The 23,289-nt window shown below is 72.3% G+C and carries 22 protein-coding genes and 4 pseudogenes; 13 read left to right on the forward strand and 13 right to left on the reverse strand.

Annotated elements, in window-relative coordinates; genetic code table 11:
- Positions 1-20 precede the first annotated feature (20 nt).
- Positions 21-1,331, reverse strand: coding sequence for an ABC transporter substrate-binding protein (locus ACWD1U_RS20580; protein ID WP_451109330.1), 1,311 nt, complete (start codon positions 1,329-1,331; stop codon positions 21-23).
- Positions 1,332-1,448: 117 nt separating this feature from the next.
- Between ACWD1U_RS20580 and ACWD1U_RS20585 the strand changes: the two genes are divergently transcribed.
- Both ACWD1U_RS20585 and purU read left to right on the forward strand, forming a co-directional pair.
- Positions 1,449-1,949, forward strand: a complete 501-nt coding sequence (locus ACWD1U_RS20585) for an SCO4402 family protein (RefSeq protein WP_451109332.1) — start codon at positions 1,449-1,451, stop codon at positions 1,947-1,949.
- 70 nt (positions 1,950-2,019) lie between these two features.
- Complete coding sequence (purU, locus tag ACWD1U_RS20590; protein ID WP_451109334.1) at positions 2,020-2,901, forward strand: formyltetrahydrofolate deformylase; 882 nt, start codon at positions 2,020-2,022, stop codon at positions 2,899-2,901.
- 95 nt (positions 2,902-2,996) lie between these two features.
- On the opposite strand, the gene ACWD1U_RS20595 is transcribed toward purU, so the two are convergent.
- Both ACWD1U_RS20595 and ACWD1U_RS20600 read right to left on the reverse strand, forming a co-directional pair.
- Positions 2,997-4,397 carry a zf-HC2 domain-containing protein gene (locus tag ACWD1U_RS20595; protein ID WP_451109336.1) on the reverse strand — a complete coding sequence of 467 codons (1,401 nt, stop codon included), beginning with the start codon at positions 4,395-4,397 and terminating at the stop codon, positions 2,997-2,999.
- Entirely contained in the window at positions 4,394-4,975 is a 582-nt protein-coding gene (locus ACWD1U_RS20600) for a sigma-70 family RNA polymerase sigma factor (protein ID WP_451109338.1), read from the reverse strand. The genes ACWD1U_RS20595 and ACWD1U_RS20600 overlap by 4 nt, the downstream gene beginning before the upstream one ends.
- A 365-nt stretch (positions 4,976-5,340) precedes the next feature.
- On the opposite strand from ACWD1U_RS20600, the gene ACWD1U_RS20605 reads away from it, so the two are divergent.
- Positions 5,341-5,721, forward strand: a complete 381-nt coding sequence (locus ACWD1U_RS20605; RefSeq protein ID WP_451109339.1) for an STAS domain-containing protein — start codon at positions 5,341-5,343, stop codon at positions 5,719-5,721.
- Positions 5,722-5,889: 168 nt separating this feature from the next.
- Entirely contained in the window at positions 5,890-6,402 is a 513-nt protein-coding gene (locus tag ACWD1U_RS20610; protein ID WP_451109340.1) for an EF-hand domain-containing protein, read from the forward strand.
- A gap of 186 nt (positions 6,403-6,588) precedes the next feature.
- Here ACWD1U_RS20610 and ACWD1U_RS20615 read toward each other — a convergent pair.
- A pseudogene (locus ACWD1U_RS20615) lies at positions 6,589-6,968 on the reverse strand (AMP-binding enzyme); the annotation flags it as partial.
- A 44-nt stretch (positions 6,969-7,012) separates the two neighbouring features.
- On the opposite strand from ACWD1U_RS20615, the pseudogene ACWD1U_RS20620 reads away from it, so the two are divergent.
- Positions 7,013-7,397: pseudogene (locus ACWD1U_RS20620) on the forward strand (acyl-CoA dehydrogenase family protein); the annotation flags it as partial.
- 480 nt (positions 7,398-7,877) lie between these two features.
- Entirely contained in the window at positions 7,878-8,366 is a 489-nt protein-coding gene (locus ACWD1U_RS20625) for an ATP-binding protein (protein ID WP_451109426.1), read from the forward strand.
- 431 nt (positions 8,367-8,797) lie between these two features.
- Here the strand turns inward: ACWD1U_RS20625 and ACWD1U_RS20630 are convergent.
- Together ACWD1U_RS20630 and ACWD1U_RS20635 are read right to left on the reverse strand one after the other, a co-directional pair.
- A pseudogene (locus ACWD1U_RS20630) lies at positions 8,798-8,941 on the reverse strand (cyclase family protein); the annotation flags it as partial.
- 275 nt (positions 8,942-9,216) lie between these two features.
- A complete protein-coding gene (locus ACWD1U_RS20635) occupies positions 9,217-9,687 on the reverse strand; it encodes a hypothetical protein (protein ID WP_451109342.1) in 471 nt (156 codons plus the stop codon).
- A 182-nt stretch (positions 9,688-9,869) separates the two neighbouring features.
- Between ACWD1U_RS20635 and ACWD1U_RS20640 the strand changes: the two genes are divergently transcribed.
- Positions 9,870-10,982, forward strand: a complete 1,113-nt coding sequence (locus ACWD1U_RS20640; protein ID WP_451109428.1) for a methyltransferase — start codon at positions 9,870-9,872, stop codon at positions 10,980-10,982.
- 232 nt (positions 10,983-11,214) lie between these two features.
- Here ACWD1U_RS20640 and ACWD1U_RS20645 read toward each other — a convergent pair whose 3' ends face one another.
- The gene (locus tag ACWD1U_RS20645; RefSeq protein ID WP_451109344.1) at positions 11,215-12,420 is read right to left on the reverse strand and encodes a flavin-containing monooxygenase; all 1,206 of its coding nucleotides are present in this window, start codon (positions 12,418-12,420) and stop codon (positions 11,215-11,217) included.
- A gap of 327 nt (positions 12,421-12,747) precedes the next feature.
- Here ACWD1U_RS20645 and ACWD1U_RS20650 point away from each other — a divergent pair, with 327 nt between their 5' ends.
- The 3 genes from ACWD1U_RS20650 to ACWD1U_RS20660 all read left to right on the forward strand — a co-directional run bounded on the left by ACWD1U_RS20650 (position 12,748) and on the right by ACWD1U_RS20660 (position 14,598).
- A complete protein-coding gene (locus tag ACWD1U_RS20650; protein ID WP_451109346.1) occupies positions 12,748-13,350 on the forward strand; it encodes a GNAT family N-acetyltransferase in 603 nt (200 codons plus the stop codon).
- A gap of 108 nt (positions 13,351-13,458) precedes the next feature.
- Complete coding sequence (locus tag ACWD1U_RS20655; RefSeq protein WP_451109348.1) at positions 13,459-13,671, forward strand: DUF4287 domain-containing protein; 213 nt, start codon at positions 13,459-13,461, stop codon at positions 13,669-13,671.
- A 57-nt stretch (positions 13,672-13,728) separates the two neighbouring features.
- Positions 13,729-14,598: a GNAT family N-acetyltransferase gene (locus ACWD1U_RS20660; protein WP_451109430.1), complete on the forward strand. Its 870-nt coding sequence runs from the start codon at positions 13,729-13,731 to the stop codon at positions 14,596-14,598.
- Between the two features lie 93 nt (positions 14,599-14,691).
- Here the strand turns inward: ACWD1U_RS20660 and ACWD1U_RS20665 are convergent, their stop codons facing one another.
- From ACWD1U_RS20665 to ACWD1U_RS20680, 4 genes and pseudogenes are all read right to left on the reverse strand, one after another.
- A complete protein-coding gene (locus tag ACWD1U_RS20665) occupies positions 14,692-15,363 on the reverse strand; it encodes a pyridoxine/pyridoxamine 5'-phosphate oxidase (protein WP_451109349.1) in 672 nt (223 codons plus the stop codon).
- 27 nt (positions 15,364-15,390) lie between these two features.
- Entirely contained in the window at positions 15,391-15,816 is a 426-nt protein-coding gene (locus tag ACWD1U_RS20670; protein WP_451109351.1) for a pyridoxamine 5'-phosphate oxidase family protein, read from the reverse strand.
- Between the two features lie 124 nt (positions 15,817-15,940).
- Positions 15,941-16,197: pseudogene (locus ACWD1U_RS20675) on the reverse strand (acetyl-CoA acetyltransferase); the annotation flags it as partial.
- A 236-nt stretch (positions 16,198-16,433) separates the two neighbouring features.
- Positions 16,434-17,069 carry a TetR family transcriptional regulator gene (locus ACWD1U_RS20680; protein WP_451109432.1) on the reverse strand — a complete coding sequence of 212 codons (636 nt, stop codon included), beginning with the start codon at positions 17,067-17,069 and terminating at the stop codon, positions 16,434-16,436.
- 134 nt (positions 17,070-17,203) lie between these two features.
- Between ACWD1U_RS20680 and ACWD1U_RS20685 the strand changes: the two genes are divergently transcribed.
- The 3 genes from ACWD1U_RS20685 to ACWD1U_RS20695 all read left to right on the forward strand — a co-directional run bounded on the left by ACWD1U_RS20685 (position 17,204) and on the right by ACWD1U_RS20695 (position 20,693).
- Positions 17,204-17,926 carry a VOC family protein gene (locus ACWD1U_RS20685; protein ID WP_451109352.1) on the forward strand — a complete coding sequence of 241 codons (723 nt, stop codon included), beginning with the start codon at positions 17,204-17,206 and terminating at the stop codon, positions 17,924-17,926.
- 203 nt (positions 17,927-18,129) lie between these two features.
- Positions 18,130-20,508 (forward strand): outer membrane protein assembly factor BamB family protein, encoded by a 2,379-nt coding sequence (locus ACWD1U_RS20690; protein ID WP_451109354.1) that lies wholly within the window; start codon positions 18,130-18,132, stop codon positions 20,506-20,508.
- Positions 20,505-20,693 carry a hypothetical protein gene (locus ACWD1U_RS20695; protein WP_451109356.1) on the forward strand — a complete coding sequence of 63 codons (189 nt, stop codon included), beginning with the start codon at positions 20,505-20,507 and terminating at the stop codon, positions 20,691-20,693. Before ACWD1U_RS20690 ends, ACWD1U_RS20695 begins: the two co-directional genes overlap by 4 nt.
- A 40-nt stretch (positions 20,694-20,733) precedes the next feature.
- Here ACWD1U_RS20695 and ACWD1U_RS20700 read toward each other — a convergent pair whose 3' ends face one another.
- On the reverse strand, positions 20,734-21,684 hold the full coding sequence (locus ACWD1U_RS20700; RefSeq protein WP_451109433.1) for an alpha/beta fold hydrolase: 951 nt from the start codon (positions 21,682-21,684) through the stop codon (positions 20,734-20,736).
- 326 nt (positions 21,685-22,010) lie between these two features.
- A complete protein-coding gene (locus ACWD1U_RS20705) occupies positions 22,011-22,943 on the reverse strand; it encodes an SMP-30/gluconolactonase/LRE family protein (RefSeq protein WP_451109358.1) in 933 nt (310 codons plus the stop codon).
- Positions 22,944-23,289 lie beyond the last annotated feature (346 nt).

A 23,289-nucleotide genomic window follows, 5' to 3' on the forward strand; every position in this document is an offset into this window, starting at 1 on the left:
TGGACTGCCGAGCCGGGTGCTCAGTAGTTCACGTCGGCGTCCTGGAGCGTCTTCGTCGTGTCGACGAAACCCTTGCGCGCCGACACCAGCCGCCCCTGCCGCACCACCTGAAGCGTCACGTTCGCGTTGACCAGGCGCGGGAAGCCGACTGCGGCGAGCTTGTCCTGGAACTGCCACTGCAGCGTCGGCGTGAGCCCGCCCGTGCCGATCTTGAGACCGTCGTCGAGGGCCTCCGAGACCGTGTCGGCGGTCACCTCTCCCGCGCCGAGCGACTCGACGACCTTCCGGAACACGGTGTAGGCGAGGAACGTGGTCTGCACTCCGGCGTCCGCCGGGTCGATGCGGTTGTCGCCGAAGGCCTCCTCCCGGATCACCTGCTTCATCCCGTCCCAGCGCGGATCGCTCGCGGCCGGGTACCAGCCGGTGACGTACGACCCCTCGTACGGGCCCGACGCCCCGCCGGTCGCGTCGATCACCGTCTGGTCGACGCTGCCGAGCACGGTGGCCGTCCGTACGTCGGGGTAGTCCTCGCGGGCCCGCCGGAAGGAGTCCATGAAGGTGCTGTTGCGGTCCCCGAGCGCCGGCACCACGCACCCCTTGTGCCCCGGATCGGCGGTCGTCGTCCGCAGCGCCCGCTCGGCATGGCCGTCGTACTCGGTTGCGTCCTCCGCCGCCCGCTGGTCCCGCGCGCCCTCGTGCCCGCCCGTCCTCAGGCCGGAGTCGAGCAGCGGGGGCAACTGGTCGCCCACGATGGTGTCGGGCCGGATCAGCGCGACGGGCCCGCAGTCGGCGAGCGCGCGGCCGAGACCGGCGAGCAGCGCGGGCTGGCCGCCGTTGACGGGGTAGGACAGGGGGCTGGTGAACTCGGCGTTGGTGATGCCGTAGCCGCCGATGTACGGGATGCCCGCGCCCTCGAGGGACGGGAAGAAGGAGTCGGCGTACTGGCTGTAAGATCCGACGACCGCGACCACGTTCTCCTTGGCGGCGCGCCGCGCGCACTTCGCGGCGGCCACGCTGTCGTTGTGATCGTTGCAGGTCAGCACGTTGAGCTTGCGGCCGTTGATCCCGCCCCGGGCGTTGATCCAGCGGGCGTAGGCCAGGGCGAAGGCGGGCATGCCGGGCTTGTTGGTGGCCCTGGTGTGCTGCGGCGCCCAGGTCATGACGGTGATGGAGTCGTCCCCGGCACCACCCGTGGTGCCGGGGACGACTCCGCAGCCGGCGAGGAGCGACACGCACGCGACCGTCGCCCCCGCGAAGAGGACGCCGTTCCTGGCGTGGCGGGTGAAGAGGCCGGGGAGGAATGTGCTGCGGTTGCGTCGCCTGCCGGTCATGGGTCCGCACGATTCCGCCACATGGCTAACCCGTGAGTGCTCTACGGTCAACGATTGGTGACGTACCGGTGAATTGCGGGGGTCGGTGTGTCCGATGTGGAGGGGAACGTACGATCGATGACCGTGCAAGCTTCGGAGAACTCTTCCCGTCGTGGCCGTCGCTCATCCACCATGGGCGGCATGCCTGTCAACGACATGCCGTGGTGGCGCTGGCGCAGCAATGTGCGCTCGGCGCTGCACATGCTCTCCGATCCCGTGTTCCAGCGGGACGTCTGGCTGGCCGGCGTGGACGGCTACGGCGACGTGACCGACGCGGTGTACCGGCTGGTGGAGGACACCTGGCTGGATCACTGGTCCGCCGAGAAGTACGTCGGCACGATCTTCCGCGACTCGCAGGAGGCGGCCCTCGTCGACACGGCCGTGCTGCGGGTGCTGCGGATCGTCCACCAGGTGGGGCCGGACGCCCCGGTCGCCGCGTACCTCGAGCACGAGGCGTGGCCGGAGGCGGTCCGGGCGGCCCGGGACGCGCATGTGCGGCTCGCCGCGAGCGACGGTGAGGAGCCGGACGCGCCGCCGCGCAGCCTGGAGGTGCTGCGGATCATGACGAGGTCCGCCTAGCGGTCGTCCCCGTGGTCCGTGGAGCGGGACGATTGCCGGTGCTGTCGTTCCTTGTGGGACCCTGTCCTGCATGAACGAGCAGTCCACCAGCGCCGCGGTCCCGGCCGACCAGTACGTCCTCACCCTTTCCTGCCCGGACAGGAAGGGCATCGTCCACGCCGTGTCGAGCTACCTGTTCATGACCGGTTGCAACATCGAGGACAGCCAGCAGTTCGGCGACCACGACACGGGACTGTTCTTCATGCGGGTCCACTTCTCGGCGGATGCGCCGGTGACCGTGGACAAGCTGCGCGCCAGCTTCGCCGCGATCGGTGATTCCTTCCAGATGGACTGGCAGATCCATCGGGCCGAGGACAAGATGCGGGTCGTGCTGATGGTCAGCAAGTTCGGGCACTGCCTGAACGACCTGCTGTTCCGGGCGCGGATCGGGGCGCTGCCGGTGGAGATCGCGGGCGTGGTGTCGAACCACACGGACTTTGCCGAGCTGGTGGGGTCTTACAACATCCCCTTCCACCACATTCCGGTGACGAAGGAGAACAAGGCCGAGGCCGAGGCGCAGTTGCTGGAGCTCGTGCGCGAGGAGGGCGTGGAGCTGGTCGTGCTGGCCCGCTACATGCAGGTCCTCTCGGACGACCTGTGCAAGCAGCTGAGCGGGCGGATCATCAACATCCACCACTCCTTCCTGCCGAGCTTCAAGGGTGCGAAGCCGTATCACCAGGCGCATGCGCGGGGTGTGAAGCTGATCGGGGCGACGGCGCACTACGTGACGGCCGACCTCGACGAAGGGCCGATCATCGAGCAGGAGGTCGAGCGGGTCGGGCACGGCGTCACGCCGGATCAGCTGGTGGCGATCGGGCGGGACGTGGAGTGCCAGGCACTGGCCCGGGCCGTGAAGTGGCATGCCGAGCGGAGGATTCTGCTGAACGGGCGGCGGACAGTGATCTTCGCCTAGGAGCTCGGTTCGTTCCCCGGGGCGGCGGCCGCGGTTGTTCGTGATTGCTCACGCGGTTCCCCGCGCCCCTGAGGACGGGTCCCCGCTGTCGGGTGCTACATCCTGCTCAGTGAAGCGGCCGCGAACAGGACGTCCCTGATCGCCTCTCTGTCCCCCACCTGTCCCGCTGCCGCCTCCTGGGGAGGTACGTGGCCCGCTGCCAGGCGGCAGAACTCGACGCCGTCCAGGGCCACGTGGGCCACCTCGTGTTCGGCGGAGCCCCTGGCCGCGGGGGAGTCGAGGGGAATCAGCCACTCGCCGCCGCCGGAGCCCTCGATCTCCAGGCGGAGGCTGCGGCCCGGTTCGCCCGCCGCGACCAGACGGCGGTGGTGGGCCGGGGCCGCGAGACCCGTGCGGCGGCGGTCGGCCAGGGCCGTGGGCAGCATGCGGGCCGTCAGGTCGATCATGCGGTGCAGGTGGCGCGGCGAGGGCGGGTCGTAGGGGTAGTCGACCGCGCCCGCGATGTCCTCGGCGTGGACCCAGCACTCGAAGGCCCGGTCGAGCATCGCGTCGTGCAGGGGCAGCGCGAACTCCCCGTACGGGATGGGCGTCTTCCCGGCGCCGCCGCTCGTGAAGGACGCCGTGCGGACCAGGTTGTGGCTCTGCTCCCGCCAGGGGGCGCGTACGGCCCGGGTGGGCGGGAAGTGGGAGGCGCGCCAGTACGCCTCGGTGCGGGCTGCCGGGGTCGGGCGCCGGGACGGCACGTCGCCGAGCGGGTCGTCCAGGCCGAGCGCCACCGCCACCAGACCGTCCACGCTGAGCAGATGCGCGATGACACCGGCGACGGTGGTGCGGCGGCTCGTCGGCCCGTCGGAGCGGAACCAGCGCAGCCGTACCGGCGCGTGCCACTCGGCGTCGCCGAAGTCCTGCAGCAGGGCGTCAAGGCGCGCGGTCTCGGCGTCGTAGGCGGCGGTCCAGTCCGGCACCGGGATGCGCGGCGGGCGGCGCTCCAGGCAGGCCTGAAGGACGCGGGTGCGCAGGCCCGGGGCGAGGTCGAGGCTCTCGGGGCGTTGGAGCAGTCCGACCGCCTCGCGCAGCCGCCGCGCCTCGTCGGCGCACGCGCCGCACTCGCCGAGGTGCTCCTCGACGACCGTGGCCTCCTCGGCCGAGCAGGCGGCCAGCGCCCACGCGCCGAGCAGGGACTTCAGCACGGCGTGCGCGAACACGGGCCGTGGCCGGGGCGGTGTCGCGTCGCCGAGCTCCTCCAGCGCGGGCAGCGGCAGTCCGCCGTCCTCGACGGAGGCGCGGGGCATCGGTATCCGGGTCGGCCGGCCCGGCCCTCGCCGGCCGCCGTACCCGGGCCCGTCGGTTTCGGCCGGCCGGCCCGCGCCCGAGGGCGGGGCAGGGGTGCCGGGGTCGTGCCCGACATGGCGACCCTCGTCCCGAGTGCCGTGTTCGTCCCGGGTGTCGTCCCCCTCACGGCCGTCGTACGCCTCGAAGCGGTCCGGCCCGTTCACACCGCACCCCCGTATCCGGGCGGTGCGCCCGGCGCCTCCGTGTCGTGGGCCGTGGACAGCAGTTGCAGGCCCAGGCGCAGGCGGCGGCGGGCCTCGTCCTCGGTGATGCCGAGATCGGCGGCGGTCTGGCGGTAGTCGCGGCGCTGGAAGTAGGCCCGTTCCAGGGCCGAGCGCAGCGGGACCGGCATGGACTGGACGATGTAGTCGGCGCGGGCGGCGACCGAGGCGCTGCGCACCCTGAGTTCCAGTTCCTCGGCGGTGCCGGAGCCGTCGCGGGCGAAGGCGGCGGTCTCGGTGGCGCGCAGCCGCTGCACCGCGAGCCGCTGGGTCAGGGTCGCGACCCAGGTGCGCAGCGGGCCCTGCCCGGGGTCGTAGGAGTCGGGGTGCTCCCAGACGTGGATGAAGACCTCGCGGGTGATGCCGTCGGCGGCGCGCTCGTCGCCGAGCACGCGGTGGGCGAGGCCGTGCACGAGGGAGGCGAACCGGTCGTAGAGCTCACCGAGGGCGGCGGCCTCACCGCGGGCGAGCCGCTGCTGCATCTTGCGGTCCCAGCGAGGCGGTACGTCCCTTTTCGCCATGCGGCCCCCTCACCCCCCTGCTCGTGTCCCGCGCCCGTGCCGTGTTCCAGCCTGTGCCTGACGTCTCCTCGAATGTAGTCGGCACGTCCCGTCGCGCACGCCCCTTTATGGCAATGCGCGCCCCCTGACAGGCCGCGGATGGTAGAGGACCACCGGCGCTTGCGCCGGACGCCTTTGGGGTCGCGCCTACCCACCCGCCCTCCGATCAGACCTGACCGAAGAGGATCGAACAGGATCGAAGTCGACTAAAACAAGCCTGTTCTGCGGGGGATCCGTTTTTCGGGTTGCGTTTCAGGGAACGGCCGCTGGGCAGCCGCGCATGCAAGGAAGCGTAGGGACTGCTTCCGTTCGGGTGAGCGAGGGGCGTGGTGGTGACCTTCAAAGTGGCCGGCGGCGAGCAGGGCGAATGGGCCGTGCTCCAGGTGTCGGGCGAGCTGGATCTGGTGACGTCACCGGTGCTGCGTCAGCGTGTGCACGACGTGGTGGCCGACGGGCACCACTGTCTTGTCCTCGACCTGTCCGAGGTGTTCTTCTGCGACTCCAGCGGCGTCGGCGTGCTCATCGCCGCCCGCCGGCTGATCCGCTCCTGCCAGGGTCGGCTGCGCCTGGTGCTGCCCGCCCGTGGCGCGGCCGACGGGTCCCACGTCAACCGCGTCCTCGGCGCGCTGGGCGTGCGCAGGCTGTTCGACGTGTACGGCGATCTGGACGCGGCCCTGGGCGACGAGGGCGAACCGCTGTCCGCGTGAGGAGCCGGTGACACACCGTGGAACGTGTGTGTCCGTTCGGACACGCCGTTGTCCCGGAATTCCCCCGGTCTTGGCACAACTGACGTTTTCCCGTGCCCGGACAGTCCCCTCCGTCGTACGCTCCGACCCAGACGCACCCCACCCGACGTAAGGCGGCCCGAAACAGACATGGTCAGCAGCGAGTACGAGCGCAGGATCGCCGCCCGGTTCGCCACCTTCGACCAGGACGGCAACGGCTACATCGACCGCGAGGACTTCTACGGAGCGGCCAAGGCGCTCCTCGGGGAGTTCGCCGTGGCGGCCCGCTCCGACAAGGGGCAGGCGCTGTACGGCGGCGCCGAGGCGTTCTGGCAGGGCATGGCCGGGATGGCGGACCGCGACGGCGACCAGCGCGTCACGCGCGAGGAGTTCGTCGACGGCGCGGTCAAGCGCCTGCGCGACAACCCCGACCGGTTCGCCGAGATCGCCCGCCCGTTCCTGCACGCGGCCCTGGACGTCGCCGACACCGACGGCGACGGCGCGGCGACGGTCGAGGAGGCCGCCCGCGTACTGAAGTGCCTCGGCGTCCCGGAGGACCTGGCCGGCCCGGCCGCCGGAGCGCTCGACGCCGACGGCGACGGCAAGGTCGGCGAGGCCGAGATCGTGCCCGCCTTCGCCCGCTACTTCACCGTGCCCGAGTAGTCCCACCGGGCGACGGGCGGACGCGCCCGGGGCGGACCGGGCACCGGGCGTCACATGTTCCGGCAAGCACAGCGGCCACCGCGCGTCGCGCACTCCGGCCAGGGCGCCGGGCGCCGGGTTCACGTGCTCGGGTAAACGCCGGGCGTCGGGTTCACGTGCTCCGGCAGGCACACCGGCCACCGGGCCTCACGTCCCCGAGCAGTGCTCGCGCAACTTGTACTTCAGCACCTTCCGCAGGGTCTCGCCCCGAGGAAGGGGGTCCACCACCTCCAGCCGCTCCGGCAGCTTGTGCACCGACAGTCCCTCGGCGCGCAGGTGCGCGGTCACGGCCGGGAGCGGCAACGCCTCGGCCCCCGGCGGCTGTTCCACCACGGGGCACACCAACTCGCCGCGCGTCGCGTCCGGCAGCCCGATCACCGTCACGTCCCCGACCGCCGGGTGCTGGTGCAGCAGGTCCTCGACCTCCCGGGCCGGATGTTCTCGCCCTTGCGGATGATCATGTCCTTGAGCCGGCCGGTGAAGACCGGGCGTCCGCTCGCGGTGAGACGCCCGAGGTCGCCGGATCGCCTCCGGCGGCGTCCCCCGGTTGCCCGCCGAACAGCCCGTGCGTGGCCCCCTCGCCGTGCTCCTCACCGCCGCCGGCCAACTCGGTACGGCGATCCGCGTCTGCGAACCCGCGGCGCAACACGCCCGGGGCCGCGAGCAGTTCGGACGGCCCGTCGGGCCCCTCCAGGCCGTGGCACACCTGTGCGCCGGGGATGCCGGTCCGGGCGGAGACGGCCCCGCGCCGCGCCCACGCGGCGGCCGTCACGTCCGACCCGGCCGGCATCGCCGCCGCCCGTCCGCTCGCCGACGAGGCCGCCGTGCGCGGCACCCGCGAGTGTCTCCAGGTGCACGGCGGCATGGGCTTCACCTGGGAGTCCGAGGCCCGTCTCCATCTCGAACGCGCATGGGTTCGAACTCGACGTGCGGGCGGAGTCACGGAGAGTGAGTAACTCCTTGCGGTCGCTTCGGCGGTCGGAAGGGCCTGACGGGCCGACTGGCTGCGGTATCGGGGATGCGGCCCGCGGAGGATGTCGCGGATCGTGGCACGGCGGAATCACGCAGCGTTGATGTCGGCCTGTGTCGTCCGCGTGACTCGTCACGGCCCGGAGTCGGCTGCCCGCTCCGGTACCTTGTGTGAGATGCGAGTGGCTCTGAGCGCAGTGCGAACCAGTGGCGCCGCCTGTTCGACTGCCCGTGGGGAGCGTCGCACAGTATGCCGCAGGGGTACTCCTTCGCGCTGGAATATGCCCGAAGCGCTTGTTGGGGTGACTGTACGTCAACCATGCTGTCCCACAAGGGATTCACGTTCCGTGATCCTTGTCCCGGCCGTTGTTCTGGCCATGCAGAAAATGGCTACGATCGTGGCCCTCGTGAGGCGCGAGCCTAAGTGTCCGCCGGTTCGGATGGTGTGAGCGGTGCAGGTGCTTCAAGTGCAGCTGGAGATCCGGCCCGACCCCGCAGAGGTGGGACGAGCCCGGCGGTGGGCCCGCTCGCGCCTGGCCGGGTCGGGCATAGAGGCCGACGAGCCGCTCGCCGAGACGCTGATCCTGCTCGTCTCCGAACTGGTCACCAACGCTGTGGTGCACACCGGCCGCCCCGCCGTCCTGCGGCTGTCCCTGCCGCACGCGGTGACGGACGAGGTCACGGTCCGTCTCGAGGTCGCCGACCGCAGCGGCCGGGCCCCCGTGCCCCGGTGCGCGGGTGACGAGGCGACCGGCGGCCGGGGTCTCGCCCTCGTCGACGGCCTCGCCGACCGCTGGGGCTGGAGCGTCGAGGCCACCGGCAAGCGCATCTGGTGCGAGGTGGACCGGTGCGCCGCGTCACGGGATGTCACGGCGTCGTGCGGAGGCGGTGCGGTGGCGTACGGCGACACCGGCGGGGCGGCCTTCGAGGGTCTGGCGGCGTACGAGGCGGTGTAGCGCGCCGGCCGTGGCACCGCCCGCCGGGCGCGGGGTGCGCGGCACATGCCGCGCGGTTGTGCGGCGGGCAGGGGGCACGGATGCACGGCCGATCGGCTGGTTCTGTCAGGGCATGCGGTAGTGCGCCGGGACGTGCATCCGTGCGCGCCTGCGGCAAAAGCCGCATAAGCCACATATAGCGGAACAGGTGTTGACGCGTCGTGATGGGCTGCTCACGCTTGTGGGCAGCGATTCGCCGTGAGGGGACGGCGAGGGCTCCGGCGACGGCGGCCCTCGGCGAGCGTGAGTCGTGATTCGGCGTCGGCTTCCTTCAGGGGCAGGGAGCCGGGGCGGGAGCGCCGGAGTCGGGTGGCGGCGCGCGCTGCCGTGCTCGGGGCGAGCAGCGCGGCGCCGCCATCCAGCTCGAGAGGGGCGAGTGCCGGTCCGCAGCCGGCGACGGGGGCCACCGGAGACCCGGTCGCCCCGGCGAACGGCCCGGGGATCGCCGTGAGCAGGAAGGCGCAGTGGCCCGCTTCTCCACAGGCTGTGGACAACTCTTCGGGATTCCGGTCCTGGCCCTGCGGCATGCCCGTCTCAGCATTGGGCCGGGGACGCGGTGCCGGTGGTCTGAGCACGCGGCCCGGACCATTGCCAGTTCGGGCGTTGCCGCTCAACTCGACGCTGGTGTGAGTCGCGCTGCGCGGGAGGTGAGGTGGCGCCGTTCCGGTGCGCTGGTGGCACGTCGGGCGGCATCGCGGTAGGCGTCCGCCGCCGCGCCGTGCCGACCACGTCCCTCGTCCCTCGTGGCACAAACGATCAACCTACCCGGCCTCCCTCTCCGAAGAGGGGCAGTCGCTTGTGCCCGGTTGGCTCAGTGCCGGTCCCGCTGCCGGACGAGGCCGTCCCTGGCGGTGCGGCGGATCCTCTTCGTCCGTCCGCGCTCGGCGAGGACGCCCAGGGCCTCGTCGTTCGCCCCGGCCGCGGTCCTGAGCTGATGCCAGTCGGACGACGCGAGCAGCTCGTCCGGGTGCCAGGGCAGCCGGAGCGTGACGGCTCGGAAGAGGGACCACTCCCGCAGGCGCCGGGTCAGGAACGGATGCCGCACCACGGTCCGGGCCATTGCCCCTGCCCACTCCTCCCACCCGGGCCCGAGGCAGAGCTCCCCGGCCCGGCGGTCCAGGTGCCGCAGCACGGCGGACCGGGCCATGGTGGGGTCCGGATCGGTGAGGATGCCGCCGACCAGGCCGATTTCGTCCGCGTCGGCGACCTGCCGCAGCTCGTCGAGGTAGCCGGTGAAACGGGCGTGCTCGGCCGGCTCCTGCGGGGTGGCTTCCTGGCTCATGCGGCTGTGCCCTCCTGAGCCGCACGGCGGCGTGGGATCCTGAAGTCGGGGGCCTTCGCTGCCTCTTGTACCCACTGCTTCGAAAGGTCGGTTGATGACACTCGGCATGGTCCTCGGTGACGTGGTCGTCCTGTGCTCGCGCGTTCGCTCAGGTTCGACCTTCCGAGGAGTATGCCGTGTCCATGATCCGCTGGATCGAGACTCAACCCCGTTCAGCACGCTGGCATTCTGAGTCCGGGCTGCCCCTGCCCCGCCGAGTCGTCGTCGCCGACGACGGGATGAGGGCCTCCGTCGCCCATCGGCTGGCCTGCGAGGGCACCGCGTTGTTGTGGCGCGGGGATTTCCAGAACGCTCGTCAGCTGCTGCGGGCGTTGGATCGCCGCGTCGGGCGTACCGCACCCGGTGCGGCGGGCAGCCCTGCCGAGACCTTCCGTCTGCAACGCCGGTTCCGTGGCCACCGCGCCCGCGTGCTCGGCAAAGTGGTCGTCCTGCTGGAAAGCGACCAGACCTTGGCGTTGCGCCGGGCGCCCGACGTGCGCCGGGCGTGCGAAGAGGCGTACGGGTCGTTCGAGGAGCCTGTGGCCATCGCCCTCACGGAGCTGCTGGGGGTGGTCGGCGCCCGGGAGTGGCGGGAGAAGGGTGTGTACGTACCGGCGCTGGGGGAGCGGATCCACCCGCACTACGGGGTGTTCGCGCCGACCAGGAGCGAGTACGTCGATCTCGTCGCGCGGGCGCCCTTGCCGTGCGGTGGTGAGGTGCGTACGGCGTTCGACCTGGGGACGGGCACCGGGGTGCTCGCCGCCGTGCTGGCCCGGCGGGGTGCCGGGCGGGTGGTGGCCACGGATGTCAGTGCCCGGGCGCGGGCGTGTGCCCGGGACAACGTACGGCGGCTGGGGCTCGACCCGGCTGTCCGGGTCGACGGGCCCCGCCTGTATCCGGAGGGGCGTGCCCATCTCGTCGTCTGCAACCCGCCCTGGATTCCGGCCAGGCCCGCCTCCGGCCTCGACCTCGGTGTCTACGACTCGGGCGGCGGCATGCTGCACGGGTTCCTCGGTGGGCTGGCCCGTCGGCTGGAGCCCGGCGGTGAGGGCTGGCTCGTGCTCTCCGACCTCGCCGAACGGCTCGGGCTGCGGACGCGGGGTGAGTTGCTGACCCTCGTGGAGGAGGCCGGACTGCGGGTGGTGGACCGTCTGGACACGCGTCCGCGTCACGCGCGGGTGCGGGACACCGGTGATCCGCTGCACTCCGCCCGGGCCGCCGAGGTCACGTCGCTGTGGCGACTGGCGGTTGTCTGATCCGTAGCGATCAGGGCTCGGCGAGTGTCGGTGGTGAGGCGGACGCGGGTCGATCCAGGGACCGTTCAGCCCGCTCCTGGGAGGCAGCCATTGGCTGACGTTCATCAGATCACTGAACTGACGGAGCGGCAGGAATGGCTGGACGCGGGCGGAGTTGCCGGGTCCGGCCCGAGGGCGACGCGGTGTCGCCGACCGGCCGGTCCGGGCGGGGTCCAGGTGCCCGGGCGGGTGCTCAGCCCAGCAGCCGGGACACCTTCCCCGAGCCGTCCCGGGCGATGGCCTTCGCGATCTTCAGCGCGTCGATCGCCATCTCCCGGAGATTGCCGCTGATCGGGTTGGTGAAGCCGGTGAAGTAGAGGCCGGGGGCGGTCTTCGGGGTGCGGGGGCCGTGGACGACCGGTCGGCCACGGGCGTCCAGCACGTCGAGATGGCCGACCAGGCCCTCCAGGGCGCGGGCGTAGCCGGTGGCGGCGATCACGGTGTCCGGGGAGATCCGGGTGCCGTCCGTCAGCAGGACCTTGTCGCCGTCCTCGAAGCTGTCCACGGCGGCCACGATCTCGACCCTGCCCCGGCGCACGGCGTCGATCAGCCCGACGTCCTGCACCGGGATCGCCCCCTGCTTCACCCGGCTGTACAACCCGGTGCCGGGACGCGGCAGTCCGTGCGCCGACAGGTCGGGCACGGCCACCCTGGCCTGCACCCGGCTGATCCGGTCGACGAGGCCGACCGGCAGCCGGCGCACGAGGACGCCGCTGTACTGGGCGGCCCAGCCGGCGGTCGACCGGCGCACGATGTGCGGGACGGTGCGCACGGCCAGCCGGACCCGGGAGGCGCCACTCTCCACCAGGTCCACGGCGATCTCGGCACCGGTGTTGCCGACGCCGACGACGAGGACGTCCCGGCCGGCGTAGGGCGTGCCGTTGCGGTACTCCCCGGCGTGCAGGAACGCGCCGGTGAAGGAGTCGCGGCCGGGCCAGTCCGGCACGCGCGGGGTGTGGTTGTAGCCGGTCGCGACGACCACCGCGGCGCCGGTCAGCTCACGGCCGCCGGTGGCGTGCAGCAGCCAGCCCGTGCCGTCGGGGGCGCGCTCGATGCGGGAGACCTCGACGCCGGTGACGATCTCGAGGCGGTGGTGCTCGGCGTACTTCTCCAGGTAACGCACCACGTCGTCCCGGGACACCCATCGCCCGAATCGGCGGGGCATCGGCAGCCCGGGCAGGGTGGAAAGGCGGCGGGTGGTGTGCAGGTGCAGCCGGTCGTAGTGGCGGCGCCAGGACGCTCCCACCCGGTCGGACTTCTCCAGGACGACGGCCCGTATGCCCCGGGCGCGCAGCGCGTACGCGGCGGAGAGTCCGCCGGGGCCGCCGCCGATGACGTAGACGGGGCGGTCGGGTGCGGGCTGTGCGGAGGAGCGTGTGAGGGGTGTGGAGTCGGCCATGAGCGGGAGCGTAATCACGACCCAGCTTGATGGGTCTCGGTCAAGACCGGAATTGGTTCCGGATTGATCACGGCTGTAGGGGGAGAGGGCGGGGATCGTGGCGCAGCGGGCCCGGTTGTGGCGGGCCGGTGATCATTCCCGACGTGGCATCCGACGGCCGCCTGGCGCCCTGCGCGTCACGTTTCCGTCTCTCCGCGCCGCCGCTCCTGGTACGGCTCGCATCAGTGGACGTGGCCGGGCGGTGACGGAACCGCCGGCCGTCGGACCGGCCCGTGCCGGGCGCGGCCGACAGGTGAACGGCACGGCTCCACGCGCTTCAATGACCCCATGGCCTCCATACGTGACCACTCCCTGACCGGTCCCCAACCGGAACTGAACGGCCACGGCCTGCGCCTGCGCCTCTGGGACCCGGGCTCCGGCTCTGACGTCGACACGTGGCTGCGCGGGATGCGGGACCCGGAGTTCCGGCGCTGGAACACCCCGCTGCGTCTGGTCACGGACCGCAGGGGCGCCCGGGACGCGCTGCTGGCGCGGGAGCAGAGCGCGGCGGAGGGCACCTCGCTGGCGTTCCGGGTCGCGGACGCGCGCAGTGACACGGCGCTGGGGCACATCGGCGTCAACGAGATCAAGTACCACCTGAAGGTCGCCCGCGTCGGTTACTGGGTCCTGCCCGAGGCTCGCGGCCGGGGTGTCGCCACCCGTGCCCTGCTGCTCGCCGCGCACTGGGCGTTCACGGAACTCGGACTGAACCGGCTGGAGTTGGACCACGCGGTCGGCCACGAAGCGTCGTGCAGGATCGCGGAGCGGTGCGGATTCGCATACGAGGGCACCCTGCGCGAGGCGATCTTCCAGGCGGGCCGCCACGACGCGTTCCGGGACGCTCATCTGCACGCACGGCTGGCCATGGATCCGGAACCGACGGGTCCGTGAAGTGCTTCGCGGGGAGGAAGTGTGTGACGCAGGTCACTGCGGCCGGGCGATCAGTCCGTCCCGCCCCGCCGGTCATATCCGGCGACCACAGAGAAGGGACCGTTCGAGATGACCGCACCCGTGAAGGGCCCCGCGAGCTACTTCCCCGCCATCGAGAAGAAGTACGGCCGGCCGATCGCCGACTGGCAGGCGCTCATCCGCACCTCGCCGCTGACCCGGCACATGGAGCTCGTCACCTGGCTCAAGACCGAGCACGGTCTGGGGCACGGCCACGCCAACGCGCTCGTGGCCCACACCCTCGCCGAGGACAGCGCCAAGTAAGCCGGTGGAACCGTGAAAGAGGAGGTGCCGGGAGTGGCTCCCGCGGCATTCTGGAGCATGGACACCGACACCGACACCGACACCTGGTACCTCACCCACGAGGTCGACGACTTCCTCACCCGGGCCGACGCCTTCCTCCGCTCCCGGCCGGCGCTGCACACCGTCCCGCTGACCGTCACGGAGACGCTGCGGACACGCGGACCGCGCGTGTACGGCGACGGACAGCCGGAGTTCGGCGTGCTGGAGCGCGACGGTGCGGTCCGGGCGGCCTTCTTCCGTACGCCGCCCCACTGGCTGAACCTCACCGCCGTGACCCCCGAGGACGCCGGTGCCCTCGCCGCGCGGCTGGCCGGTCTCGGGCGGCGCCTGCCCGGGGTGAACGCCGACCGTGACACCGCCACCGCCTTCACCGAAGCCTGGCAGCGGCACACGGGCGTCACGGCCACGCTCCGTCAGCGCCAGCGGCTCTACCGCCTCGGCACCCTGACCGCGCCCAGCCCCCTGCCGCCCGGCGGGCCCCGGGTCGCCGTCGAGGCGGACCGAGAGCAACTCCTGCGCTGGCACGACGAGTTCAGCGCGGCCGTCGGCCTCGGTACCGTCCGGGACGGCGCCGAGTGGGCGGACGCCCGGATCGAGAACGGCGGCATCGCCTTCTGGGAGACCCCCGACGGCACACCCGTCGCCATGGCCGGCACCAGTCCCCAGGTCGCGGGGCAGGTGCGGGTCGCCCCGGTCTACACCCCGTCCCACCTGCGCCGGCGGGGCTACGCGGGTGCCGTGACGGCCGAGGTCAGCCGCGCCGCCCTGGCCGCCGGGGCGGAAGAGGTGGTGCTCTTCACGGACCTGGCGAACCCGACCAGCAACGGCCTGTACCAGCGGATCGGGTACCGGCCGGTCGCGGACTTCACGGTCTACGACTTCTCGTAGGCGTAGGCGTAGGCGTAGGCGTAGGTGTAGGCATAGGCGCAGGCATGGGCATGGGCGTCAGGGTGAGTCGGTCGTCTAGTGCGCCGGGGCCCCTCACGGCCACAGCAGCTCCCGCGACCACACCTCCCCTTCCCCTTCGCGCCGGTAGCGGAGCCGGACGTGCCGTCGCCGCTCGTCACCCTGGAAGAACTCGACCTCCTCGGCCCGCAGCCGATAGAGAGTCCAGGACGGGACGGGAGCCTCCGGTTCCGCCGCGGCGTGCTCCCATGCCGACTCCGAGGCCCGCGCCAGGGCGTCCGGCGACTCCAGGACCTCGCTCTGGCGCCCGGTCAGCGCCGCAGCCAGCGCGCCCGTCGAGCGGGCGTGGAGGTCGCCCTGGGACTCCTCGGACGGGGCCTGCGACACCGGGCCGCGCACCCGGACCTGGCGGCCCAGCACGGGCCAGTAGAAGCCGAGCGCGGCGTACGGCCGGGCGGCGAGGTGGCGCCCCTTGCGGCTGCCGGCGTGCGAGGCGAAGGACCAGCCGTCGGCGTCCGCCCCGTGCAGCATCACGATCCGCACGTCGGGCAGGCCCGAGTCGTCCGAGGTCGCCAGGGACATGGTGTGCGGCTCGGTCTGCCCGGCCGCCACCGCCGCCGCGAACCACTCGGCGAAGAGCGGCAGCGGGGCGGCCGGTGCGGCGGCCGGGTCGAAGGAGGGCAGGTCCGTGACCTCGGGGTCCCAGACCCGCAGAGACCTCAGCAGCTCGTGAAGATCGGTTGCCATGCCCCGATTGTCACCCCGGCGGGTTCGTCACACCTGTCCGAGGTCCGAGGAGAGCCACCGCTCCGGCCGCATCCGCAGCACCAGTTGCTCACCGTAGTTCTTCCAGGCGAAGTCCACATAGCCGTCGACCTTCTCGGCCGGCAGGTAGCGCGCCGAGATCTCCTGGAGCCGGTCGAGGGTGGCGGGGACCGTCTCGACGACCGGGCCCTCGACCGACACGTACCGGATCGTGGGCTCCAGCCGGTCCACCATCAACGAGAACCGGCCCGCCGCGCTGATCAGTTCGTACTTGCGGGAGTCCAGGCGCGTCATGATCCAGATGTCGCCACCGGGCTCGTACTGGTACCAGATCGGCACCGTGAGCGGGGCCCTGCCCGCACCCGCGTCGACCGCGAGCGCGGCGACGTGCGGCTCGGCCAGGAACTGTTCACGCTCTGCGCGGGTCAGGGCCATTGCGGTTTCCTTCGGCAGGAAGCTCGGAAGCTCGGTGTCGGACCAACGCCCTTGCCCCGCCCGGCTGTTCCCGGGAACCGAATATGGGTCGCCCAGCCCCGAGCACCACCGTCCCCGAGGAGCGGAAGGGGACCTCGAACTGCAGGGGTCCGCACGTGCCGAAGGACGACGTCCCGGTGCGGCGGCCCGCCCTGATGAGCGCGCGGACCGTCGAGCCGTGGGCGAGCAGCACCACGCGCGCGTGCCCGACCGTGATCGCGGCCGCCGCGGCCGCATGACCTTCCAGGTCGCACCGCCCACAAAGGCGGAGTCGACTCAGGTGGGACGCAGGCCCAGGTACTCGGCGACCTCGACGCAGACGTCTTCGAGGAGCCCGGCTGATGGCGCGGAGCGGGCGGTTCGTGCGCCAGGGATCCTGCACCCTTGAGTTCGCGCGGCAGGCGCCGTACGTCTTCCCGGCCCTGGGCCGGGCCGGCACCGGATCACCCGCGGAAAGGTGCTGTTCCGGATCGTGCGGCGGTAGAACCGGCGGTGGAAAGCGCGGCAGGCGGCGGTCCACCCGGGTGGACCGCCGCCTGCCAGACAGGACCTGGAAAGGAAAAAGGCGCTGCGACCGGCTACTTCGTCGGCTTCCTCCCGGTGACGCCCAGGTGTACCAACAGCGCGAGGTTCGGCTTCAGTTCGGCCTGCTTCACGCCCAGGGAGGAGAAGCCCTTCTGGTGGGAGGCGACGGCCGCGAGCATCGCGACCAGCGAACCGGCGACGGCCGCCGGGTTCACGTCCTTGTCGACCCTGCCCTTGGACTGGAGCTCGGCGACGGCGTCCGCGAGGGAGTTGTTCACCGAGTTGAGGATCTTCGTGCGGAGCTTGGAGAAGCGCTTGTCGCCCTCGGCGGCGCCGAGATCCACGACCCGGAGGATCGCGTCGTTCTTGCGCCAGAACTCCAGGAAACCGTCGACGAGTTCCTGCGCCGTCTGCCAGCCGGCCTTGCCGGCCCAGGAGCGGCCCTGAAGGAGCTCGGCCAACGCGGCACCCTCCGTCGCCATTTGCTCGGCGATCTCCAGGACGGCGCCTTCGACGTCCGGGAAGTACTGGTAGAAGGTCGCGGGCGAAGTGCCCGCTCTCCGGGCGACATCGATGACTTTGACGTCCCGGTACGGGGAGGAGCTGAGCATCTCGCTGAGGCAGTCGAGCAGCTTCTGCCGGGTCGCCTGCCCACGCCGACCGGCCACGCGGCCGTCGACGGTACGCACTTGTCCTGTCATGTCGTCAGCTTACCGAGGCGTGATCTGGGCGCGATTCGGCCGACTGCAAATGGGGTGTGAGGGAGTCCGGAGGCTGGTGTGCCTGGTCTGCGCGGTGCGGCAGTCGCGGTTACGTTGGCGGCATGGCCGAAAACAGGGCATCGGTGTACGCAGAGGGCGTCCCCTGCTGGGTGGACGCGCAGCTTCCCGACGTCGAAGCGGGCAAGCGGTTCTACGGTGAACTTTTCGGGTGGACCTTCGAGGACTGGTTCGGCCCCTTCGCGCAGGCGCTGAAGGACGGCGAGCCCGTGGCCGCGCTGGTCCGCAAGATGGACGGCCGGCTGCCCACCGTCTGGACGGTGTACTTCGCGACCCCGGACGCGACGGCCCTGGCCCGGCGCATCCGGGACGCCGGCGGGCAGGTCGTCTCGGCGCCGGTGCCGGCCGGCGAACTCGGCGTCACCGCGCTCGTCACCGACCCGGAAGGGGCGGTCTTCGCCCTGTGGCAGCCGGACGAGCACCCTGGCTTCGGCAGGCGGCACGAGCCGGGCACCTTCGCCTGGGCCGAGCTGTACGCCCGGGACACCGCGGCGGCCAACACCTTCTACGGCGATCTCTTCCAGGAGGCCCTGTTCGGGCCGGACGCCGAGCCCGATTTCGGTCGCGCCCCGGTCTCCTCCGTCTTCCCGGCCGAGATGCCGCCGCACTTCCTCGTCCACTTCGCCGTCGAGGACCTGCCGGCCGCGCTGGAGGACGTGACCCGGCTCGGAGGCCGCATTCAGGCTCCGCCTTTCGCGGCCTCGTACGGAACCGTCGCCGTCGTCACGGACAATCAAGGGGCGTCCTTCGCGCTGCTGCACCGCTGAGCAGGCATTGTTTGCTCTTTGTTTGGTCTGTGTTTGGTCGACTGTGTGGTGAGACATCCGAATTGTCACCGGGTTCGCAACCACGGCTCCGGCCAGGAAGAATCAGGGTGCGTGCCGCCAGGGCGGTGCGGTGGTGAGACGCTGCACGGGGTCGCGTGGAACATGTGGCTTGGCGCGGCTCGTACGGGGAGGTGGCAGGCAGAGTGGTGGATCAGCTGACGCAGCACGATCCGCGGCGGATCGGGCCGTTCGAGGTGCTGGGACGGCTGGGTGCCGGCGGCATGGGGCTGGTCTATCTCGCGCGCTCGGCGTCCGGCCGGCGCGTGGCGATCAAGACCGTCCGGACGGAGCTGGCCGAGGACCAGCTGTTCCGGGTCCGCTTCACACGTGAGGTGGAGGCGGCCCGTGCCGTCTCCGGCTTCTACACGGCCGCCGTCGTGGACGCCGACCCGCGCGCCGCCGTGCCGTGGCTGGCCACCGCGTACGTCCCCGCACCCTCCCTCGAGGAGATAGTGAACGACTGCGGGCCGCTCCCGGCCCAGGCGGTGCGCTGGCTGGCCGCGGGCGTGGCCGAGGCGCTCCAGTCCATCCACGGCGCCGGGCTGGTGCACCGGGACCTCAAGCCGTCGAACGTCCTCGTCGTCGAGGACGGCCCCCGGGTGATCGACTTCGGTATCGCCTCCGGCGTCTCGAACACCCGTTTGACGATGACGAACGTCGCCGTCGGCACCCCCGCCTACATGTCCCCCGAGCAGGCCAAGGACTCCCGCAGCGTCACCGGCGCCAGCGACGTCTTCTCCCTCGGCTCCATGCTGGTCTTCGCCGCCACCGGACACCCGCCCTTCCACGGCGCCAACCCGGTCGAGACGGTCTTCATGCTGCTCCGCGAGGGCCCGGACCTCGAAGGGCTCCCGGACGAGCTGCGTCCGCTCATCGAGTCCTGTATGCAGATGGACCCCACGGCCCGCCCCAATCCGGCCGACCTCCAGGCCCAGCTGGCCCCCCACCTCTTCGGTTCCGGCTCCGACGACAGCGGCACGGCCTCCGCGTGGCTGCCCGAGCGGGCCGTCGGCCTGATCGAGTCCCGCCGCAACGGCCGTCCGGCCGGCAAGCCCGCCCCCGGCACCGGCCGCAGCGGCGGCGGGCGCCCCGCCCCGGGCCCCGCGCCCATCCCGCCCCCGCCCTCGCACGACCCCGTCGTCCCCGCGCCCTCGCCCGCTCCCGTCGGCGGCCCCGACACCGGCCCCGTCCGGCTGGCCGGCGCCCAGGTGCCCATCGGCCCGGGCCCGCGCGTCGCCGACGTCCGTGCCGCCGCCGTCAAGGCACCCCCTCCGGAGGCCGCCCTCGCCGCCTCCTGGTCCAAGCCCCGCCCCGGCGTCAACGGCACGGACCCCGCCGTAGGCCCTGCCGTCGCCGCGCCCCCGGCCCCCGCCGTGCCGCCCGAGCAGGCCGGCGGCTGGCGACCCTGGCGCTTCCGCATGTCCAACGACGTCTGGGGCACCCCCTCCGTCGCCGGCGACCTCGTCTACGTCACCTCCTTCGAGGTGCACGCCCTGGACGTCGCCACCGGCCGCCGCCGCTTCAAGACCCGTGACGTCGCCTGGTCCATGGCGGTCGCGGACGGCCGTATCCACGCCTCCGACGGGCCCACGCTGTTCGCCCTGGACGCCCGCGAGGGCGCCGACCTGTGGCGCCTGCAGACGGACGCCTGGGTCTACTCGCTCAAGGCCGGCCGCGGCACCGTCGTCACCGGCACCCGCGGTGGCGGCGTCCAGGGCTGGGAGGCGTCCAACGGCCACAAGCTCTGGGAGATCACCGGCTGCCAGAGCGACTTCGAGTCCCCCGAGGCCGGCCCCGCCCTGCACGACGGCACGGTCTACGTGTGGCAGGACGCCCGACTGCGCGCCCTGGACGCCCGCACCGGCGACGAGCGCTGGTCGTACCCGATCGGCGACGCGGCCTCCTGCGGCGGCGTCCCGGTCCGGCTCACCCAGGCGAGTGACGGGTACGTGTACGTCAGCGCCGGCACCCGCGTCCTCGCACTCGACGTGGCCGCGGGGCAGGTGAAGTGGCACTTCGAGGCCCCGGCCGTCTTCCTCTGCCCGCCCACCTTCGTCCCGGGCCCCGCCGTCACCGGCGGCGGCATCTACCTGGCCGACTACCTCGGCACGGTCTACGCCCTCGACGCCACCGACGGCCGCGACCGCTGGCGCATCGCCACCGAGTCCCGCGCCTCCGTCGAGCCCGTCCTCGTCGCCGCCGGGCACGTCCACGTGGGCAGCGGCAAGGGCCTCTACACCCTCGACGCGGTCACCGGTACGCCCAAGTGGCGCTTCCAGGCGGGCGGCGACATCGTGGGCGCCCCCTCGGTGGCCGAGGGCCGTATCCACTTCGGCTCCACCGACCACCTGCTCTACACCCTGAAGGCCGACGACGGCCGGCTGCGCTGGAAGCTCGCCACCGGCGGCGAGATCACCGGCTCCCCGGTCGTCCGGGACGGGGTGGTGTACGCGTGCAGCAAGGACCGCTGCGTGTACGCCCTGGACGCGGAGAAGGGCACGGGCACGGCGCGCACCGCGTGACGCGCCCCGGGCTGCCGTCGTACCGGCGTGCGAAAGGGGGCCGGACGGCGGCCGGTGCCCGGGGCATCACCGTCGTCGACCGGTGCGCGGACGTCACGGTCCCCGTCCAGGGCACGGCGACCGTCGACGTCGAGGTGGGCTCGGGCCTGGTGGACTCGGTCGACCCCTGCGAGGTGGACTGCTAGGCCCTCGTCGACGACTGAACGGGAGCTGGGCTGACGCAGGTCAGTCCCGCAGCTCGCTCAGGAAGTCGAGCAGCGCCGCGTTCACCTCGTCGGGCCGCTCCTGCTGCGTCCAGTGGCCGCAGCCCGGCAGCACGAGCGGCTTGCGGCGCAGGTTCGGCATCAACTCGGGCAGCCTCTCGATCAGTTCGCGCGTGCCCGGGAAGGCGGGGACCAGGTCCCGGTCGCCGTACACGTACAGCGCGGGCGGGGACACCACCGCGCCGTGCCAGGGGGCGGTCAGCTCCCAGTTGCGGTCCAGGTTGCGGTACCAGTTGAGCGCGCCGGTGAAGCCCGGCGCGAAGCTCTCGGTGAGCTGGTCGAGGTCTTTCTCGGTGAGCCACGGGGGCAGCACCTCGGGGTCCGGCGCGTCCGCCAGCCAGCCGCGCTCCAGGTCGACCAGGGCCTGCTCGGGACGCCCGGCACCGGGCGCGTCACCGGAGGTGGAGTAGAGCAGCTTGCGCAGGGCGGTCCGGGGGTCGGCGGCGAACTCGGCGTCCGCGACGCCGGGCTGCTCGAAGTAGTTCCAGTAGAACCGTCCCTCGAAGCGCTCCCGCATGCTCTGCAGCGGAGGCCGGCTCCCGCGGAACGGCGGCGGCACGCTCAGCCCCGCCACCGCGCGCACCACGTCCGGCCGCAGCAGCGCGGTGTGCCAGGCGACCGACGCCCCCCAGTCGTGCCCGACGACGAACGCCTGCTCCTCGCCGAGCGCGTGGATCAGCCCGACCACGTCCCCCACCAGGTGGAGGATGCTGTAGGCGGCCACGTCCTCGGGGTGATCGCTGCCGCCGTAGCCGCGCTGGTCGGGCGCGACCACCCGGAAACCGGCCTCGGCCAGCGGCCCGAACTGGTGCCGCCAGGAGTGCCAGGACTCCGGGAATCCGTGCAGCAGCACCACGAGCGGGCCCTCGCCCTGCTCCGCGATGTGCAGTCGTATGCCGTTCACGTCGATCATCCGATGCTCAATCACGCCACGAGCATACGTGTGTATGAGTAAACGATTTGTCTGACGCAGCCGGTACTCCCGCCGCCGCCCCGCGAAGCCGGGCACTTCGGCCCGACGCCGAGCGACCCGCCGCTGCCGGCACGACGAGCCAACCGATATGACGGTCAGTCAGCTTCTGTGTGACGGCTGGGAAGGATTGCTGTGCGAGCGGATACGGATACGGAATGGGAGAGCCTTCCGGGCCTGGGCAGGACGGCGGCCGAACGGTACGCCGAGGCCGAGGCGGTCGTCGAGGGCCGTACCCCGCATCACCTGTGGGGCACTGGACGGCCGGTTCACCGGATGACGACCGGCAGGGGCGGGGTCCCGGTCACGGACATCATCAGGGAGTAGAGGGTGGTGTCGGCGGCGATGAACAGGCGGTTGCGGCGGGCGCCGCCGAACCGGACGTTGGCGACGGTGCCGGGGACCAGGATGCGCCCGAGGAGCGTGCCGTCGGGGTCGTAGCAGTGCACGCCCCCGTGCATGGCGGCCGCCCAGAGCCGCCCCTCGTCGTCGCACCGGATGTTGTCGAAGCTGCCCTTCTGGCTCTCGCACTGCGCGAAGGTGTCACCGCCACCGAGGCTCCCGTCCTCGCGGACGTCGAAGACGCGGATGTGGCCGGCGATGCTGTCGGACACGTACAGCCGCCGCTCGTCGGGCGAGAACACCAGCCCGTTGGGCCCCTGGAACCCGTCGGCGACCAGCCGCACCTCCCCGTCGGTGGGGTCGATGCGGTAGACGTTCCGGGCGCCGATCTCACTGTCCCCGCGATGCCCCTCGTAGTCGGTGGCGATTCCGAACTCGGGGTCGGAGAACCAGATCGACCCGTCGGACTTCACGACGGCGTCGTTCGGGCTGTTGAGCCGCTTCCCCCGGAACCGCTCGGCGAGCACCGTCACGGAACCGTCGTGCTCGGTCCGGGTCACCCGCCGGTTCCCCTGCTCACAGGTGATGAGACGGCCCTGGCCGTCGAGGGTGTTGCCGTTCGGGAACCCGGCGGGCGAGCGGAAGACCCCGACGGCCCCGGTGGTCTCGTCCCACCGCAGCAACCGGTCGTTCGGGATGTCGCTCCACAGGAGGAACCGCCCGGCGGGCACGTACACGGGCCCCTCGGCCCACCGGCACCCCTCGAACAACGTCTCCAGCCGCGAGTCCCCGGCCTGACACCGGCCCGTCCGGAAGCGCTCATCGAGCGTCTCGTACATCTGCGGTTGCTCGCCGGGCATGCCGTCACCTCGGGTTCTGGCCGACTGCTGATCGTCGGGACCCACTATGGCGGGCCCGGACCGGCGGCGCACTCCGCCCGCTGACGGGCCTGCACGGCCAAGCACGCGATCGGCGCGGGTTTGGCCGTGATCGCGAGGCGGCGGCCCGGGGGTGTGGTGCTCTTCGCGTCCGGCGAGGGCGACACGGGGAAGCTGCGCGGGCAGGTCGTGAGGGTCGTTCCGCTGTGGCGGGACGGCATCCGCGCGGACACGCATCGGCCGCGACGGCATCCACGGCATCCGTGTGCGGACACGCATCGGCCGCGACCGCATCCGTGTGCGGACACGCATCGGCCGCGACGGCTCC

Source organism: Streptomyces sp. NPDC002788 (genome assembly GCF_053592115.1).